13 protein-coding genes are annotated in these 13776 nt (G+C 67.8%); 8 read left to right on the top strand and 5 right to left on the bottom strand.

Going from position 1 to position 13776, the window contains the following annotated elements:
• From N7I30_RS04545 to N7I30_RS04555, 3 genes are read right to left on the bottom strand one after another with little or no spacing between them, the layout of a single operon-like run.
• Nucleotides 1-1203, bottom strand: coding sequence for an acetyl-CoA C-acyltransferase (locus N7I30_RS04545; protein WP_498636994.1), 1203 nt, complete (start codon nucleotides 1201-1203; stop codon nucleotides 1-3).
• 50 nt (nucleotides 1204-1253) lie between these two features.
• Nucleotides 1254-1709, bottom strand: coding sequence for a MaoC family dehydratase (locus N7I30_RS04550; protein WP_035694700.1), 456 nt, complete (start codon nucleotides 1707-1709; stop codon nucleotides 1254-1256).
• 56 nt (nucleotides 1710-1765) lie between these two features.
• Nucleotides 1766-2584, bottom strand: a complete 819-nt coding sequence (locus N7I30_RS04555) for an SDR family oxidoreductase (RefSeq protein ID WP_498637140.1) — start codon at nucleotides 2582-2584, stop codon at nucleotides 1766-1768.
• A gap of 117 nt (nucleotides 2585-2701) precedes the next feature.
• On the opposite strand from N7I30_RS04555, the gene N7I30_RS04560 reads away from it, so the two are divergent.
• The gene (locus tag N7I30_RS04560; protein WP_498636996.1) at nucleotides 2702-3457 is read left to right on the top strand and encodes a TetR/AcrR family transcriptional regulator; all 756 of its coding nucleotides are present in this window, start codon (nucleotides 2702-2704) and stop codon (nucleotides 3455-3457) included.
• A gap of 17 nt (nucleotides 3458-3474) precedes the next feature.
• Nucleotides 3475-4704: an acyl-CoA dehydrogenase family protein gene (locus N7I30_RS04565; protein WP_498637142.1), complete on the top strand. Its 1230-nt coding sequence runs from the start codon at nucleotides 3475-3477 to the stop codon at nucleotides 4702-4704.
• 25 nt (nucleotides 4705-4729) lie between these two features.
• Here the strand turns inward: N7I30_RS04565 and N7I30_RS04570 are convergent, their stop codons facing one another.
• Nucleotides 4730-5179: a DUF2283 domain-containing protein gene (locus N7I30_RS04570; RefSeq protein ID WP_498636998.1), complete on the bottom strand. Its 450-nt coding sequence runs from the start codon at nucleotides 5177-5179 to the stop codon at nucleotides 4730-4732.
• A gap of 128 nt (nucleotides 5180-5307) precedes the next feature.
• Between N7I30_RS04570 and N7I30_RS04575 the strand changes: the two genes are divergently transcribed.
• The 6 genes from N7I30_RS04575 to N7I30_RS04600 all read left to right on the top strand — a co-directional run bounded on the left by N7I30_RS04575 (nucleotide 5308) and on the right by N7I30_RS04600 (nucleotide 12837).
• Nucleotides 5308-6276 carry an NADPH:quinone oxidoreductase family protein gene (locus tag N7I30_RS04575; RefSeq protein ID WP_498637000.1) on the top strand — a complete coding sequence of 323 codons (969 nt, stop codon included), beginning with the start codon at nucleotides 5308-5310 and terminating at the stop codon, nucleotides 6274-6276.
• 78 nt (nucleotides 6277-6354) lie between these two features.
• Nucleotides 6355-7401, top strand: a complete 1047-nt coding sequence (locus N7I30_RS04580; protein ID WP_498637002.1) for an alcohol dehydrogenase catalytic domain-containing protein — start codon at nucleotides 6355-6357, stop codon at nucleotides 7399-7401.
• A 156-nt stretch (nucleotides 7402-7557) separates the two neighbouring features.
• Complete coding sequence (locus N7I30_RS04585; RefSeq protein WP_188076088.1) at nucleotides 7558-9333, top strand: N-acetylglutaminylglutamine amidotransferase; 1776 nt, start codon at nucleotides 7558-7560, stop codon at nucleotides 9331-9333.
• 7 nt (nucleotides 9334-9340) lie between these two features.
• A complete protein-coding gene (ngg, locus tag N7I30_RS04590; RefSeq protein WP_498637004.1) occupies nucleotides 9341-11152 on the top strand; it encodes an N-acetylglutaminylglutamine synthetase in 1812 nt (603 codons plus the stop codon).
• A complete protein-coding gene (locus N7I30_RS04595; RefSeq protein ID WP_024349608.1) occupies nucleotides 11152-12306 on the top strand; it encodes an osmoprotectant NAGGN system M42 family peptidase in 1155 nt (384 codons plus the stop codon). The genes ngg and N7I30_RS04595 overlap by 1 nt, the downstream gene beginning before the upstream one ends.
• Nucleotides 12307-12408: 102 nt before the next feature.
• The gene (locus N7I30_RS04600) at nucleotides 12409-12837 is read left to right on the top strand and encodes a hypothetical protein (RefSeq protein ID WP_498637006.1); all 429 of its coding nucleotides are present in this window, start codon (nucleotides 12409-12411) and stop codon (nucleotides 12835-12837) included.
• Between the two features lie 22 nt (nucleotides 12838-12859).
• Here the strand turns inward: N7I30_RS04600 and N7I30_RS04605 are convergent, their stop codons facing one another.
• The gene (locus N7I30_RS04605; RefSeq protein ID WP_498637008.1) at nucleotides 12860-13720 is read right to left on the bottom strand and encodes a polysaccharide deacetylase family protein; all 861 of its coding nucleotides are present in this window, start codon (nucleotides 13718-13720) and stop codon (nucleotides 12860-12862) included.
• Nucleotides 13721-13776 lie beyond the last annotated feature (56 nt).

Genomic DNA, 13776 nt, shown 5'->3' on the forward strand with positions numbered 1-13776 from the left:
TCACAGGACCTCGAAGAGGCCGGCCGCGCCCATGCCGCCGCCGACGCACATGGTCACGACGACCCAGCGCACGCCGCGCCGCTTCCCCTCGATGAGGGCGTGGCCAGCCATGCGGGCGCCGGACATGCCGTAGGGATGGCCGATCGAGATCGCGCCGCCATCGACATTGAGGATCTCGCCGGAGATGCCGAGCCTGTCGCGGCAATAGATCGCCTGGGAGGCAAAGGCCTCGTTCAGCTCCCACAGGCCGATGTCGCCAATCTTCAGGCCGTTCTTTTCCAGGAGCTTGGGCACCGCGAAGACCGGGCCGATGCCCATTTCGTCGGGGTCGCAGCCGGCCACCGCGATGCCGGCATAGCGGCCGAGCGGCTGCAGGCCGCGGCGCTCGGCGTCGCGGGCTTCCATCAGCACCGCGGCGGAGGCGCCGTCGGAGAGCTGCGAGGCGTTGCCGGCGGTGATGAAGCGCCCTTCGGCGACCTCCTGGCCGTCCTTGAAGACCGGATTCAGCTTCTGAAGATCGGCGAGCGTCGTCTGCGGCCGGTTGCCCTCGTCGCGGTCGATGGTGACCTCGCGATCGGAGATCTCGCCGGTCTCGCGATCCTTGACCTTCATGGTCACGGTCATCGGCACGATCTCGTTGTCGTAGCGGCCGGCCTGCTGCGCGGCGGCCGTGCGCTGCTGCGACTGCAGCGCGAAGGCATCCTGGTCCTCGCGCGAGATGCCATAGCGGTCGGCGACGATCTCGGCGGTCTCCAGCATCGACATGTAGAGGTCGGGCCGGTGCTCGCGCAGCCAGGGATCGGCGGCGCGGAACATGTTCATCTTGTCGTTCTGGACCAGCGACACCGATTCCAGCCCGCCGCCGACCGCCACGGTCATGTTGTCCTGGACGATCTGCTTGGCGGCGATGGCGATGCCCATCAGGCCGGAGGCGCATTGCCGGTCGACCGACATGCCGGCGACCTGCGTCGGCAGGCCGGCGCGCAGCGCGCACTGGCGGGCGATGTTGGTGCCGGTGGAGCCCTGCTGCAGGGCCGCGCCCATCACCACGTCCTCGATTTCGGCTGGATCGACGCCGGCGCGCTCGACCGCGTGGCGGATGGCGTGCCCGCCCAATGCCTGGGCCTGGGTGTCGTTGAAGCCGCCGCGATAGGCCTTGCCGATCGGCGTGCGGGCCGTCGAGACGATGACCGCTTCTCTCATGGGTTAGGTGTTCCCTCGGTTGGTGCGCGCATGTGGCGGTGGGCGTCGGCTCAGTCGGTCGGCGGTTCCAGCACCGCCAGGGTGATCCACTGCGCGGTCAGGGCCGGCTTGGTGGCGCCCTCGATCTCGATCGAGGCGTCCCAGGTGGTCTGCAGGCTGACCGCGCGCTCGGCGAGCGCGACCATCTTGAAGACGCCGCGCACACGCGCCCCGGCCTTGACCGGATTGAGGAAGCGCACGCGATCGAAGCCGTAATTGATGCCCATCCGGGTGGTCTTCACGCCGGGCAGCGCGTCATAGGCGAGCGGCGACAGCAGCGAGATGGTCAGGAAGCCATGGGCGATGGTGCCGCCGAAGGGCGTCTCGGCCTTCGCCCGCTCCGGGTCCACATGGATGAACTGATAGTCGCGCGTCGCGGCCGCGAAGCCGTCGATCATCGTCTGGTCGACGGTCATCCAGTCGGAGGTGAGCGGCGCCCCATCGAGATGGGCGCGATAGGCCTCCATCGAGACCAGGCGGGCCTTCAGGGCCGCCTCGGTCGCGGCGACCGAATCCAGTTCCATCAGTGCTCCTCGAACAGTTCGTGACCGGTCTCGACCCCAATGCCGCCGTCCAGCGGCAGGATCGCGCCCGTGGTATATGCGCCGCCGCGGCCGCAAAGGAACAGGGCCGCCCCGGCAATATCGTCCGGCGCGCCGATCCGGCCCATCGGAACGCCGCGCCCGACCGCGGCGGCCTTCTCGTCCGTGCCCGTCGCGAAGGCCGTCATCTTCGACTGGAAGGGGCCCGGCGCAAAGGCGTTGACAGTGATGTGGCGCGCGGCAAACTCCTTGGCGAGGCAGCGTGTCAGATGATGCACGGCCGCCTTGGAGGCCGCGTAGGAATAGACGTTCTCGGCCAGCGGCGCCGCGCCCATCACCGAGCCGAGATTGACGATCCGGGCCGGGTCCTCGGCGCTGGCGGACTTCTCGAGCAGCGGCAGCAGCCGCTGGGTCACGGTGAAGAGACCCGCGACATTGACCCCCATGACCTTTGCCCAGGCGCTGTAGGGAAACTCTTCGAGCGGCGCGCCCCAGGACACGCCGGCATTGTTGAACAGGATGTCGAGCCGGTCGGTGCGGGCCTGCACCGCCTCGGCCAGCGCGGCGACACCCGCCTCGCTGGACACGTCGCCGGTAAAGCCCTCGACCGTGCCCGGATGGCCCTCGGCATTGATCTCGGCCGCCGTCGCCTCGCAGGCCTCGGCCTTGCGGGAGGCGATGAGAACCCGCGCGCCGCCGCCGGCCAGCGCCGTCGCGATCATCCGGCCGATGCCCGTCGCACCGCCGGTCACGAGGGCGGTCTTGCCCTCGACGGAAAACAGGCGTTTCAGCATCGGCATGGTCATCGGCGGTCCCTCCCGGTCGCTTGCGTCGGCGCCCGTCCGGCGACGGCGCGACGCGAAATCCTTCGTGCCGCAATTGACATCATACTCGCGAGTATGTCCAGTGGCGACAGGATGACGAGCGCGAGAACCACAGGCGACACTCAGGAGACCGGGGCCCGGCCGCGCCGGGCGGCGCCGTCGCGCTCGCGGCGCGACCGGGACTTCGTGGCGGCGCGCGGCGGCGATGGCGATCCGGACGGCGTGCGGGCGGCGATCCTGACCGCCGCGGCCCGGGCCTTCGGCGAGAGCGGCTATGCGGCCGCCTCCATCGACGACGTCGCCCGCCGCATGGGCGCCACCAAGGGCATCGTCTATCATTACTACCGCTCGAAGAACGATCTGTTCTTCGACGTCTGCCAGCACGGCATGGCGCTGGATTTCGCCGCCGTCACCCCGCATGCCCAGTCCCGCGACCGGGCGGTGACGCGGCTGCGGGCCATGGCCGAGGCGCACATCATGACGATGATGCACGAGGTACACTTCCAGCTGGTGATCCTGCAGGGCGTCTCGCGGCATCTCAACAATCCGACGACGCCGGAGGACAAGGCGTCGCTCGACACGCTGATCGCCGAGCGGGACCGCTACGAGGCGCTGTTCCGCGGGGTGATCGCCGAAGCACGGACCCAGGGCGACCTGCCGGCGACGAGCGACATCTCCCTGGCGGGCAAGACATTCCTGGCGGTGATCAACTCGCCGGTCTTCTGGTATCGGGAGCGGGACGGCGAGACGGCGGACGATCGCCGGACCATCGCCCGCGACCTGGCATTCTTTGCATTGCGCGGCGCCGGTGCCGACGACAGCATTCTTGAGGAGGAATTCGACCGATGAACGAACAGAACGGCGCGATGGCGCTGGGCATGACCGAGCGGCTGAAGCCGATCCACGCGGCGGTGCGCGACATGGTCCGCAACGAGATCACGCCGGCCGGCGAGGAATTCCTGGCCGAGGTGCCGAAGGAAGGCCGCTGGGTCTACACCGCCCGCCAGAAGGAAATCCTCGAAGGGCTGAAGGCGACCGCCAAGAGCCGCAAGCTGTGGAATTTCTGGCTGACGGATTCCGAGCGCGGCTACGGTCTCTCCACCGTCGAATACGCCTATCTCGCCGAAGAGATGGGCAAGACGCATCTGGGCGCAGAGACCTTCAACTGCTCGGCCCCCGACACCGGCAACATGGAAGTCTTCGAGCGCTATTGCACGCCCGAGCAGCAGGCGCCGTGGCTGCCCCGCCTGCTCGATGGCGAGATTCGCTCGGCCTATCTGATGACCGAGCCGGATGTCGCCTCCTCCGACGCCACCAACGTGTCGATGCCCTGCGTCGCCGACGGTGACGACTACGTGCTGAACGGTGAGAAATGGTGGTCGTCCGGCGCCGGCGATCCGCGCTGCGAGATCTACATCGTCATGGTCAAGACCGGCGGCGACGAGCTGCCCAAGCACAAGCGCCATTCGATGATCCTGGTGCCGGCCGACACGCCGGGCATCGAGATCCTGCGCGCCATGACGGTCTATGGCGACGACGACGCGCCGCATGGCCACATGCATATCCGCTTCACCGACGTGCGGGTGCCGAAATCGGCAATGATCCTGGAGGAAGGCCGCGGTTTCGAAGTGGCCCAGGGCCGGCTCGGACCCGGCCGCATCCACCATTGCATGCGCGCCATCGGCCATGCCGAGGCGGCGCTGGAGATGATGTGCACCCGCTCGCTGCGCCGCGAGGCCTTCGGCAAGCCGCTGGCCCAGCTCGGCGCCAATTACGACATCATCGCCAAGTGCCGCATGGATATCGAGATGGCCCGCCTGCTCTGCCTGAAGGCGGCCTGGATGATGGACCAGGGCGACCAGCGGGCCGCCGCGCCCTGGATCAGCCAGATCAAGGTCGTCGCCCCCAACGTCGCCCTGTCGGTGATCGACGAGGCGGTGCAGATGTTCGGCGGCGAAGGCATTTCCCAGGACACGCCGCTGGCCCGCATGTGGACCCATGTCCGCACCCTGCGGCTTGCCGACGGCCCCGACGCCGTGCATCGCCGTCAGGTGGCGCGCTGGGAACTCGCCAAACACACCCAGCAGAAGGTCTGACGCCAGACCAGAGAGACCGGGGCGGTCAGGCCGCCTCGGTCAACATGGTGGGGGAGAGATGTCGGCTGGCCTCCATGACTTCCATCCCGACGATCCGGCCATCGGCGTCGTAGTCCAGCACGACGCCGTCCGACACTTCCTCGCTCTCGGCGACCTTTTCCGGCGAGAGCCGGATATAGGCCGCATCGGTGTCGCGATCATAATGAACGGTGGGACTCATGGCCGGCGCGCCCTTCGATCGAAGAATGCCGTCAGTATGCGGATTTCGTGGGGAGTTTCCACTATTGCGACACGCAGGGACGCGCCCGTCCCGCTCCGCGATCCTCTTGAAGCGGAGATCGACGCCATCGCGCCGGGGATCAGACATGCGCCAGTCAGGCTTGTCGATCGCCAGATCGATCCACGCTTCCTCGAGGTTGCGCTCCAGCATCACCCGTTTCGCATGGCCGGACATGATGCGGCGCCGTCCATCCATCTCTGTCGTCTCCGCGTGCCGGAGGGGCGTTCGCCAGAACTAGAGCATCGCGGCTTCGACGCGACAATCGCAGATCCGGGACCAGATGGATCCTGTGCGTCGAGGCCAGCTGCAGAAGGAACACTTCCATGAAAGCCATCGTCTGCGAAGACTACGGTCCGATCGAGAACCTTGCCTACAAGGATGTCGACGAACCGTCGCCCAGGGGCCGCGAGGTCGTCATCGAGGCCGAGGCGGTCGGCGTGAACTATCCGGACGGCCTGCTCGTCCAGGGACTGTATCAGGCCAAGCCCGATCTGCCCTTCGTTCCGGGCATGGAAAGCGCCGGCAGGGTGGTCGCGGTCGGCCCCGACGTGAGCCGGCTCAAGGTCGGCGACCGGGTCGTCGCCTCGATGCAGCTCGGCGCCTTTGCCGAGAAGGTCGCGGTGGACGAGGCTGCGGCCATGCCCCTGCCCGACGGTTTCGATGCCGGCGTCGCCTGCGCCCTCGTCTGCGGCTACGGCACCGCCCACCACGCGCTGAAGCAGCGCGCCGCGCTGAAGCCCGGCGAGACGCTGCTCGTCCTCGGCGCGGCCGGCGCCACGGGCCTTGCCGCCATCCAGATCGGCAAGACCATGGGCGCACGGGTGATCGCCGTCGCCTCATCGGCCGAGAAGCAGGCACTGGCCAAGGCCGAGGGCGCCGACGAGGCGATCGGCTACGACGATCTGCGCGGCGACATCAAGCGGCTGACCGACGGCGCCGGCGTCGATGTGGCCTTCGACCCCGTCGGCGGCGAGGCTTTCGACGCGCTGGCCCGGTCGATGGCCTGGAACGGCCGCCTGCTGGTCATCGGCTTTGCCTCGGGCACCATCCCGAAGCTGCCGGTCAATCTTGCCCTGGTGAAGGGCTACAGCCTCGTCGGCGTGTTCTGGGGCGCCTTCACCCGCAAGGAGCCGACCGTCTTCGCCGACAACATGCGCGAGCTGATGGGCTGGGCCGTCGACGGCAGCGTCCGGCCACATGTCTCGGAACGGGCGAAGCTCGCCGACGCAGCCGATGTCCTGCGCCGCATGCACGACCGCCAGACCACCGGCAAGATCGTCCTCGTTCCGTAGGATGCAGCTTGCGCCGGGCCGAAACCGAGGGCCCGGTCGCGCGTTCGCACACAAGACATCCCGTTTCCGGAGACACCCATGTCCGCCATTCCCGATACGATGCAGGCGCTCGTCCTCAAATATGACGGCTATTCCGGCACCGCCGAAGGCCCGACCATCGAGGACCTGAAGGACTGGGTCTCGCTGGAGGAGATCGCCGTGCCCAAGCCGGAAGGCCGGCAGGTACTGGTCCGCATCGGCCTTGCCAACATCAACCCATCCGATCTCCACTACATCAAGGGCGAGTACGGACAGCCGCGGCGCAAGGGCGTCGCCGCCGGCTTCGAGGCGATGGGCGAGGTCGTGGCCGCTGGCGAGGATCCGGCGGCGGCCAAGCTGGTCGGCCAGCGCGTCGCCGTCTCGGTGGCGCGCACCGGGACCGGCGCCTGGGCGCAATATGCCCTCACCGATGCCGGTGCGGTCGTGCCGCTGGCCCCGCAGATGCGCGACGAGGATGCCGCGGCGCTGATCGTCAATCCGCTCAGCGCCTGGGCCATGGTGCATCTGGCCAAGGAGCACGGCGCGAATTCCTTTGTGATGACCGCCGGTGCCAGCCAGCTCTGCAAGCTGATGGCCTCGCTCGCCCGTGACATGGGCATGCACGCCATCGCGGTCGTGCGCCGCGAGGAGCATCGCGGCACGCTGGAGGGCCTCGGCGCGGGCACGGTGCTGAACACCGCCCGGGAGGATTTCGAAGAGATGCTCCTGCAGGCGATGAAGCAGAACCAGCCGAAGATGCTGCTCGACGCCGTGGCGGACAATCATTCGGCGACGATCTTCTCGGCCATGCCGGCCGGGTCGCACTGGGTGATCTACGGCAAGCTCTCGCAGGAGGCGCCCCGCCTGCCGGCGCTCGGCCAGATGGTGTTCATGAAGAAGGTCATCGAGGGCTTCTGGCTGACCGAATGGCTCGGCCGCGCGACGCCCGAGCAGCGCGTCGAAGCCTTCACCGAAGTGCAGAAACGCTTCATCAGCGGTGCCTGGAAGACCGATGTCGCCGAGACCATCCCGCTCGCCGAGGCGCCGGACCGGCTCGCCGGGGCTCTCGAAGGCATGAACCGCGGCAAGGTCTTCCTGCGGCCCTGAGGGCGGCCTGCCGCGGCGCGATCTCGCTGCACCGCGGCAAAATCTCGGCCGCTTCGGTTCATGTCCGGCCGGCGCGGCCTATATGCCCGTTTCACCCGAGCGTCCGGCCGCATCGCAGGCGGGCGCCACGACGACGAGACAGGCTCTGGAGGCGACATGTGCGGAATTTGCGGTGAGATCCGGTTTGACGGAAATTCGGCGTCGCCGGAACGCATTTCCAGAATGTCCGCCTGCCTCGAGCGCCGCGGTCCCGACGGCTCCGGTCAGGTGGTGCGCGGCCGGGTCGGTCTCGGCCATCGCCGGCTGAAGATCATCGATCTGAGCGAGAAGGCCGAGCAGCCGATGGTCGATCCCGATCTCGGCCTGACCATCGCCTTCAACGGCTGCATCTACAATTACCCGGAACTGCGCCAGGAGCTGGAGGGCAAGGGCTACCGCTTCTTCTCCCATGGCGACACCGAGGTGATCCTGAAGGCCTACCACGCCTGGGGCCGCGATTGCGTCAAGCGCTTCCACGGCATGTTCGCCTTCGTCCTGCACGAGCGCGAGACCGGCCGGGTGCTGCTCGCCCGCGACCGCTTCGGCATCAAGCCGCTCTATCTGTCGCAGAACGACAAGCGCCTCTATGTCGGCTCGTCGCTGCAGGCGATCCTGCGCACCGGCGACGTCGACACCTCGATCGACCGCGAGGCGTTGCATCACTACATGACGTTCCACGCGGTGGTGCCGCCGCCGCTGACCATCGTCAAGGGCGTGCGCAAGCTGCCGCCGGCGACGACGCGGCTGATCGAGGCCGACGGCAGCTACAGCGACGAGATGTTCTGGGCGCCGAACTTCGCGCCGCTGCCGGGCGACGAGAAGCTGTCCTCCAACGATTGGCGCGACCTCGTCATGGAGTCGCTGAAGACCGCCGTCGCGCGCCGCATGGTCGCCGACGTGCCGGTCGGCGTGCTGCTGTCGGGCGGCGTCGATTCCTCGCTGATCGTCGGCCTCCTCGCCGAGGCCGGCCAGAAGGACCTCAACACCTTCTCGATCGGCTTCGAGGACGCCAATGGCGAGGTCGGCAACGAGTTCGAATTCTCCGACCTGATCGCCAATCACTACGGCACCGAGCACCACAAGATCTTCGTGCCCGGCTCGGAGCTGATGGAGCATCTGCCGGGGACCATCGCCGCCATGTCGGAGCCGATGGTCTCCTACGACAATGTCGGCTTCTACCTTCTGTCGCGCGAGGTCTCCAAGCACATCAAGGTGGTCCAGTCGGGCCAGGGCGCCGACGAGATCTTCGGCGGCTATCACTGGTACCCGCCGATGGTCGGCGCCAACGATCCGCTGGCCGCCTACAGCCGCGCCTTCTTCGACCGCTCCGACGAGACGCTGCGCCGGCAGATCTCGCCGGAATGGCATGCCGACAGCGATGTCAGCCGCGAATTCGTCGAGCGCCATTTCGCCATGGCCGGCGCCACCAACCCGGTCGACAAGGCGCTGCGGGTCGACGCCCACATCATGCTGGTGGACGATCCGGTCAAGCGCGTCGACAACATGACCATGGCCTGGGGCCTGGAGGCGCGGGTGCCGTTCCTCGACCACGAGCTGGTCGAGCTGGCCGCGCGCGTGCCGGCCGAGGAAAAGCTCAAGCAGGAGGGCAAGGGCGTCCTCAAGGAAGTCGCCCGGCAGGTCGTCCCGTCCGAGGTGATCGACCGCAAGAAGGGCTATTTCCCGGTCCCGCAGCTCAAATACATCTCCGGCCCCTATCTCGACATGGTGCAGGACACGCTGCGCTCCGACAGCGCCCGTTCGCGCGGCCTGTTCCGCGACGACTATCTCGACACGCTGTTCGCCAATCCGGCGGACCACATCACGCCGCTGCGCGGCTCGGAACTCTGGCAGGTCGCGCTTCTGGAAATGTGGCTTCAGCAGCAGGAGCTGTGATCGCGCCATGGCCGACATGAGAGACAAGCAGCAGCACGGGGTCGACAAGCACCGCCTGCGGCGAATGCATCGCGACGGCATGAAGCCGCCGATCAACCAGCCCGGCGGGGCCGCCTACCAGGCGCAGGAAAACGCCATTCTCGATTGCGGCTGGGGCCGGCTGGTCTTCGGCCAGACCTTCGACGATCCGAAAGAACTGGTCAGCAGCCTGCGCGAGGAAGGCACGGCGCGGCGCGACATCGCCTTCTATGTGCGCGATCCGCATGTCCTGCTCAGCCACGCGCCGCAGGAGATATTCCTCGACCCGTCCCACACCTACCGGCTGGATCTTGCCACCTATCGCAGCGATCCGCGCCGGCCGCGCGGCTATTTCATCCGCCGCATGTCGTCGGAGCAGGATGCCAACGAGGTCAACCGCATCTACCAGAGCCGCGGCATGGTGCAGGTGCATCCCGGCTTCTTCTGGTCGAACCGCGACAACCGGGCGCTGACCTATTTCGTCGCCGAGGACGAGACCACCGGCGCGATCATCGGCACGGTCACCGGCGTCCACAATCGCCGCGCCTTCAACGACCCGGAGAACGGCTCCTCGCTCTGGTGCCTGGCCGTCGATCCGCAGGCCACCCAGCCTGGCATCGGCGAAGCGCTGGTGCGGCGCCTCGCCGAGCATTTCCAGGCGCGCGAATGCGCCTTCATGGATCTCTCGGTGATGCACGACAACGACAAGGCGATCGCCCTCTACGACAAGCTCGGCTTCTACCGGGTCCCGTATTTCGCCGTGAAGCGCAAGAACGAGATCAACGAGAAGCTGTTCACCGGCACCGACGACGATTACGACCATCTCAATCCCTACGCCCGGATCATCGTCGACGAGGCCCGGCGGCGCGGCATCCATGCCGAGGTCACCGACGCGCCGGGCGGATTCTTCCGCCTGACCCAGGGCGGTCGCACGATCCATTGCCGCGAGAGCCTGTCGGAGCTCACCTCCGCCATCGCCATGTCGATCTGCGACGACAAGTCGGTCACCCGGCGCACCGTCGAGGCGGCCGGCGTCAAGGTGCCCGAACAGATGGACGCCGATGTCGGCGACGAGGCCATTGCCGCCTTCATCGAGACCCATGGCAGCATCGTGGTGAAGCCGGCGCGCGGCGAACAGGGCCGTGGCATCGCCGTCGGCATCGACAATCTGGAGGACGCGAAGACCGCCATCGCGGCGGCCCGCCAGCAATCCGACCGGGTGCTGCTGGAGGCCTGCTTCAACGGCGAGGATCTGCGGCTCATCGTCATCGACTACCGGCTGGTGGCCGCCGCGCTGCGCCGTCCGCCGCACATCACCGGCGACGGCCGCTCCAGCGTGCGCGAGCTGATCGAGCATCTGTCGCGTCGCCGCGCCGCCGCGACCGGCGGCGAAAGCCGCATTCCCGACGACGGCGAGACCGCGCGCTGCGTGAAGAATGCCGGCTACGACATGGATTGCGTCCTGCCCAAGGGGGAATGGATCGCCGTGCGCAAGACGGCCAATCTGCACACCGGCGGGACCATCCACGACGTCACCGGCGAGGTGCATCCGACGCTGGTCCAGGCGGCCATCGCCGCGGCCCGCGCGATCGAGATCCCGGTGACCGGCATCGACCTGATGGTCAAGGATCCGCGCCGGCCCGACTACGTCTTCATCGAGGCCAACGAGCGGCCGGGCCTGGCCAATCACGAGCCGCAGCCGACGGCCGAGCGTTTCATCGACCTCTTGTTTCCCCTGTCGATACCGTTTTCAGTGCGCGCAGCCAGGAATCAGCAGCAGAAATCACGGAAGGACGAATAGTGCCGCGGCTTGCCATCGATGCCCAGTATCTGACGGACCAGCTCAAGGCGCTGCTCACCATCCCCAGTCCGACCGGTTACACGGACACCATCGTGCGCCATGTCGCCAAGGAGCTGGAGCGCCTCGGCCTGACCGCCGAGCTGACCCGCCGCGGCGCCATCTCGGCCGTCCGCCAGGGCTCGCGCCGCGCCTCGGCCCGCGCCATCGTCAGCCATCTCGACACGCTCGGCGCCCAGGTAAAGCAGCTCAAGGACAATGGCCGGCTGGAACTGGTGCCGATCGGCATGTGGTCGGCGCGCTTTGCCGAAGGCGCCCGCGCGACGCTGTTCACCGAGGCCGGCACCTATCGCGGCACCATCCTGCCGCTGAAGGCCTCGGGCCATACCTACAACATGGAAATCGACACCATGCCGGTGGGCTGGGACTATGTCGAAATGCGCGTCGACGCCCTGTCGCGCAATCGCGAGGAGCTCGACAAGCTGAAGATCGAGATCGGCGACACGGTCGCCATCGATCCGCAGCCCGAATTCATGGAGAACGGCTTCATCGTCTCGCGCCATCTCGACAACAAGGCCGGCGTCGCGGTGATGCTGGCGGCGATCGAGGCGATGGAGCGCGAGGGCGTGTCGACGCCGGTGGACATCCACTGGCTGTTCACCATCGCCGAGGAGGTCGGCGTCGGCGCCGCCTCGATCCTGACCCCTGACGTCGCCTCGATGATCGCCGTCGACAACGGCACTTCGGCGCCCGGCCAGAATTCGTCGGAATTCGGCGTGACCATCGGCATGTCCGACCAGTCCGGCCCGTTCGACTTCCATCTGACCAAGAAGCTGGTGCGGCTCTGCATCGACGAGGACATCAGCTACCAGAAGGACATCTTCAAGTTCTACCGCTCGGATTCGGCCTCGGCGATCGAGGCCGGCCACGACGTGCGCACCGCCCTCATCACCTTCGGCGTCGATGCCTCGCACGGCTACGAGCGCATCCACATGCACGCCCTGCGCTCGCTGTCGGAACTGATCACCGCCTATGCCACCTCGCCGGTCGAGATCGAGCGCGACCGCAACCAGCATGCCGGCATCAAGGGTTTCACCCGGCAGCCGGCGATCGAGGCGGAACAGGAACTGGCCGAGGATTCCGAACCGGCGGAGTGACCCGGGCGGACAGTCCCGGCGACCGTCGAATCCCTCCCCTAGCCCCCGCGGGCGGGCTAGGATGATCCTGCCCGCACAGGAGCGGCACGACGGGGGAGCAGCGTGACGGCGCAGGCATCGATGGCGGTCGCGATGGAATGGTGGGACGCGTGGATCGCGATCGCGACGCGCCAGCCGGTCATCGCCGCCGCGGGACTGGCGCTGCTGTCGCTGATCCTGACGCGCAGCGTCGTCATCTTCCTGGCGGCGGTGTTCCTCGCCCTGATCGCCGTCCTCGCCACCGCGCCGGTGGACGATCCGCTGCAGCGCAAGGTCCTCGCCTATGGATGTCTCGCCGTGATCCTCGCGGTCTCGCTGGTCGCCATGGCCCTGCGCTTGCAGTTGCGCGATACGCGGGACCGGCTGCGCCAGTCGCAGGCCCGCGAGGCCGAACTCCAGGGGCTCTATGACGGCGAGGTGCGATGGCGCCAGGCCGCCGGTGATCCGCGCGAGACGCTGCCCCCGGCGCCGAACGCGACATCCGGGGCCTGAACCCCGGCGCCGCGCCCCGCCGTCAGAAGCTGGCGTCGGACAAGAGCATCGGTCCCGACGGTCGGTTCGCCGGTACCAGCCGCACCACCTTGAAGCCACGCTCCTGCAGTGCCTGCAGGAAGTCCGGCAGCATCGCCGCCGTGCGCGACTGGATGTCGTGGAACAGCACGATGCCGCGGCCGTGCTTTTCCAGCGACAGCAGGGTGCGGTCGCGCACGATCGACGGCGCGTCGCGGAAATAGTCCTTGGAGTCGATGTCGACGTCGATCGCCACGACGCCCTCGCCCGACAGGCGCTCGCGCAGCGGCCGCGTATCGGCCAGATAGGGAAAGCGGAAGAACGGCGCCGGACGCCGGCCGATCGGTGCCAGCGCCGCCGAAACGCTGCGCTGGCCGCGATGGATCTCGGCAATGGCCGCGTCGGCGCTGAGGGTGCGCAGATTGGCGTGGCCCTCGGTGTGGGTGCCGATGGTGTGGCCGTGCAGCGCCACGTCCTGGGCGATCTTCGGATAGGCGCGGGCCATCTGGCCGACCATCAGGAAGGTCGCGCCGACGCCGTATTCGTCGAGCGCGCGCAGGATCTTGTGGGTCTTCCCCGGAATCGGGCCGTCATCGAAGGTGAGCACCACCTCCTTGGGTTGCAGCACGATGTCGGAGATGTGGCTGACTTCCAGCGTACGACCGTTCAGCGGCGAGGACGAGACCGGCGCGAAGGACTGGAACAGCGGGAAGGCGCCGTCTGAAGCATCGGGCGCGAAACCGAGCGCGGCGACCGAAGTCGTGGCGGTCGGGCCCTTCATCGCAAGGCTTCTCGCCTCGTTGTGGCCGCAGCCGGCAATGAGGGCGAGCGCCAGAATGGCGGCCCCGGCACGAAACAGTTTCATGACAGCGATCCGGAGAGTTTCGACGCTCCGGTTGTATCGCGCCATGGTTAACGCCC

The organism is Aurantimonas litoralis, from assembly GCF_026153195.1.
Lineage (GTDB): Bacteria > Pseudomonadota > Alphaproteobacteria > Rhizobiales > Rhizobiaceae > Aurantimonas > Aurantimonas coralicida.

Excerpts from the sequence above, each read along its gene's own strand:
- N7I30_RS04555 (WP_498637140.1), bottom strand. The coding sequence starts at position 2,584 with ATGCCGATGCTGAAACGCCTGTTTTCCGTCGAGGGCAAGACCGCCCTC.
- N7I30_RS04565 (WP_498637142.1), top strand. The coding sequence starts at position 3,475 with ATGGCGCTGGGCATGACCGAGCGGCTGAAGCCGATCCACGCGGCGGTG.
- N7I30_RS04580 (WP_498637002.1), top strand. The coding sequence starts at position 6,355 with ATGTCCGCCATTCCCGATACGATGCAGGCGCTCGTCCTCAAATATGAC.
- N7I30_RS04550 (WP_035694700.1), bottom strand. The coding sequence starts at position 1,709 with ATGGAGGCCTATCGCGCCCATCTCGATGGGGCGCCGCTCACCTCCGAC.
- ngg (WP_498637004.1), top strand. The coding sequence starts at position 9,341 with ATGGCCGACATGAGAGACAAGCAGCAGCACGGGGTCGACAAGCACCGC.
- N7I30_RS04585 (WP_188076088.1), top strand. The coding sequence starts at position 7,558 with ATGTGCGGAATTTGCGGTGAGATCCGGTTTGACGGAAATTCGGCGTCG.
- N7I30_RS04570 (WP_498636998.1), bottom strand. The coding sequence starts at position 5,179 with ATGGATGGACGGCGCCGCATCATGTCCGGCCATGCGAAACGGGTGATG.
- N7I30_RS04605 (WP_498637008.1), bottom strand. The coding sequence starts at position 13,720 with ATGAAACTGTTTCGTGCCGGGGCCGCCATTCTGGCGCTCGCCCTCATT.
- N7I30_RS04560 (WP_498636996.1), top strand. The coding sequence starts at position 2,702 with ATGACGAGCGCGAGAACCACAGGCGACACTCAGGAGACCGGGGCCCGG.
- N7I30_RS04575 (WP_498637000.1), top strand. The coding sequence starts at position 5,308 with ATGAAAGCCATCGTCTGCGAAGACTACGGTCCGATCGAGAACCTTGCC.
- N7I30_RS04545 (WP_498636994.1), bottom strand. The coding sequence starts at position 1,203 with ATGAGAGAAGCGGTCATCGTCTCGACGGCCCGCACGCCGATCGGCAAG.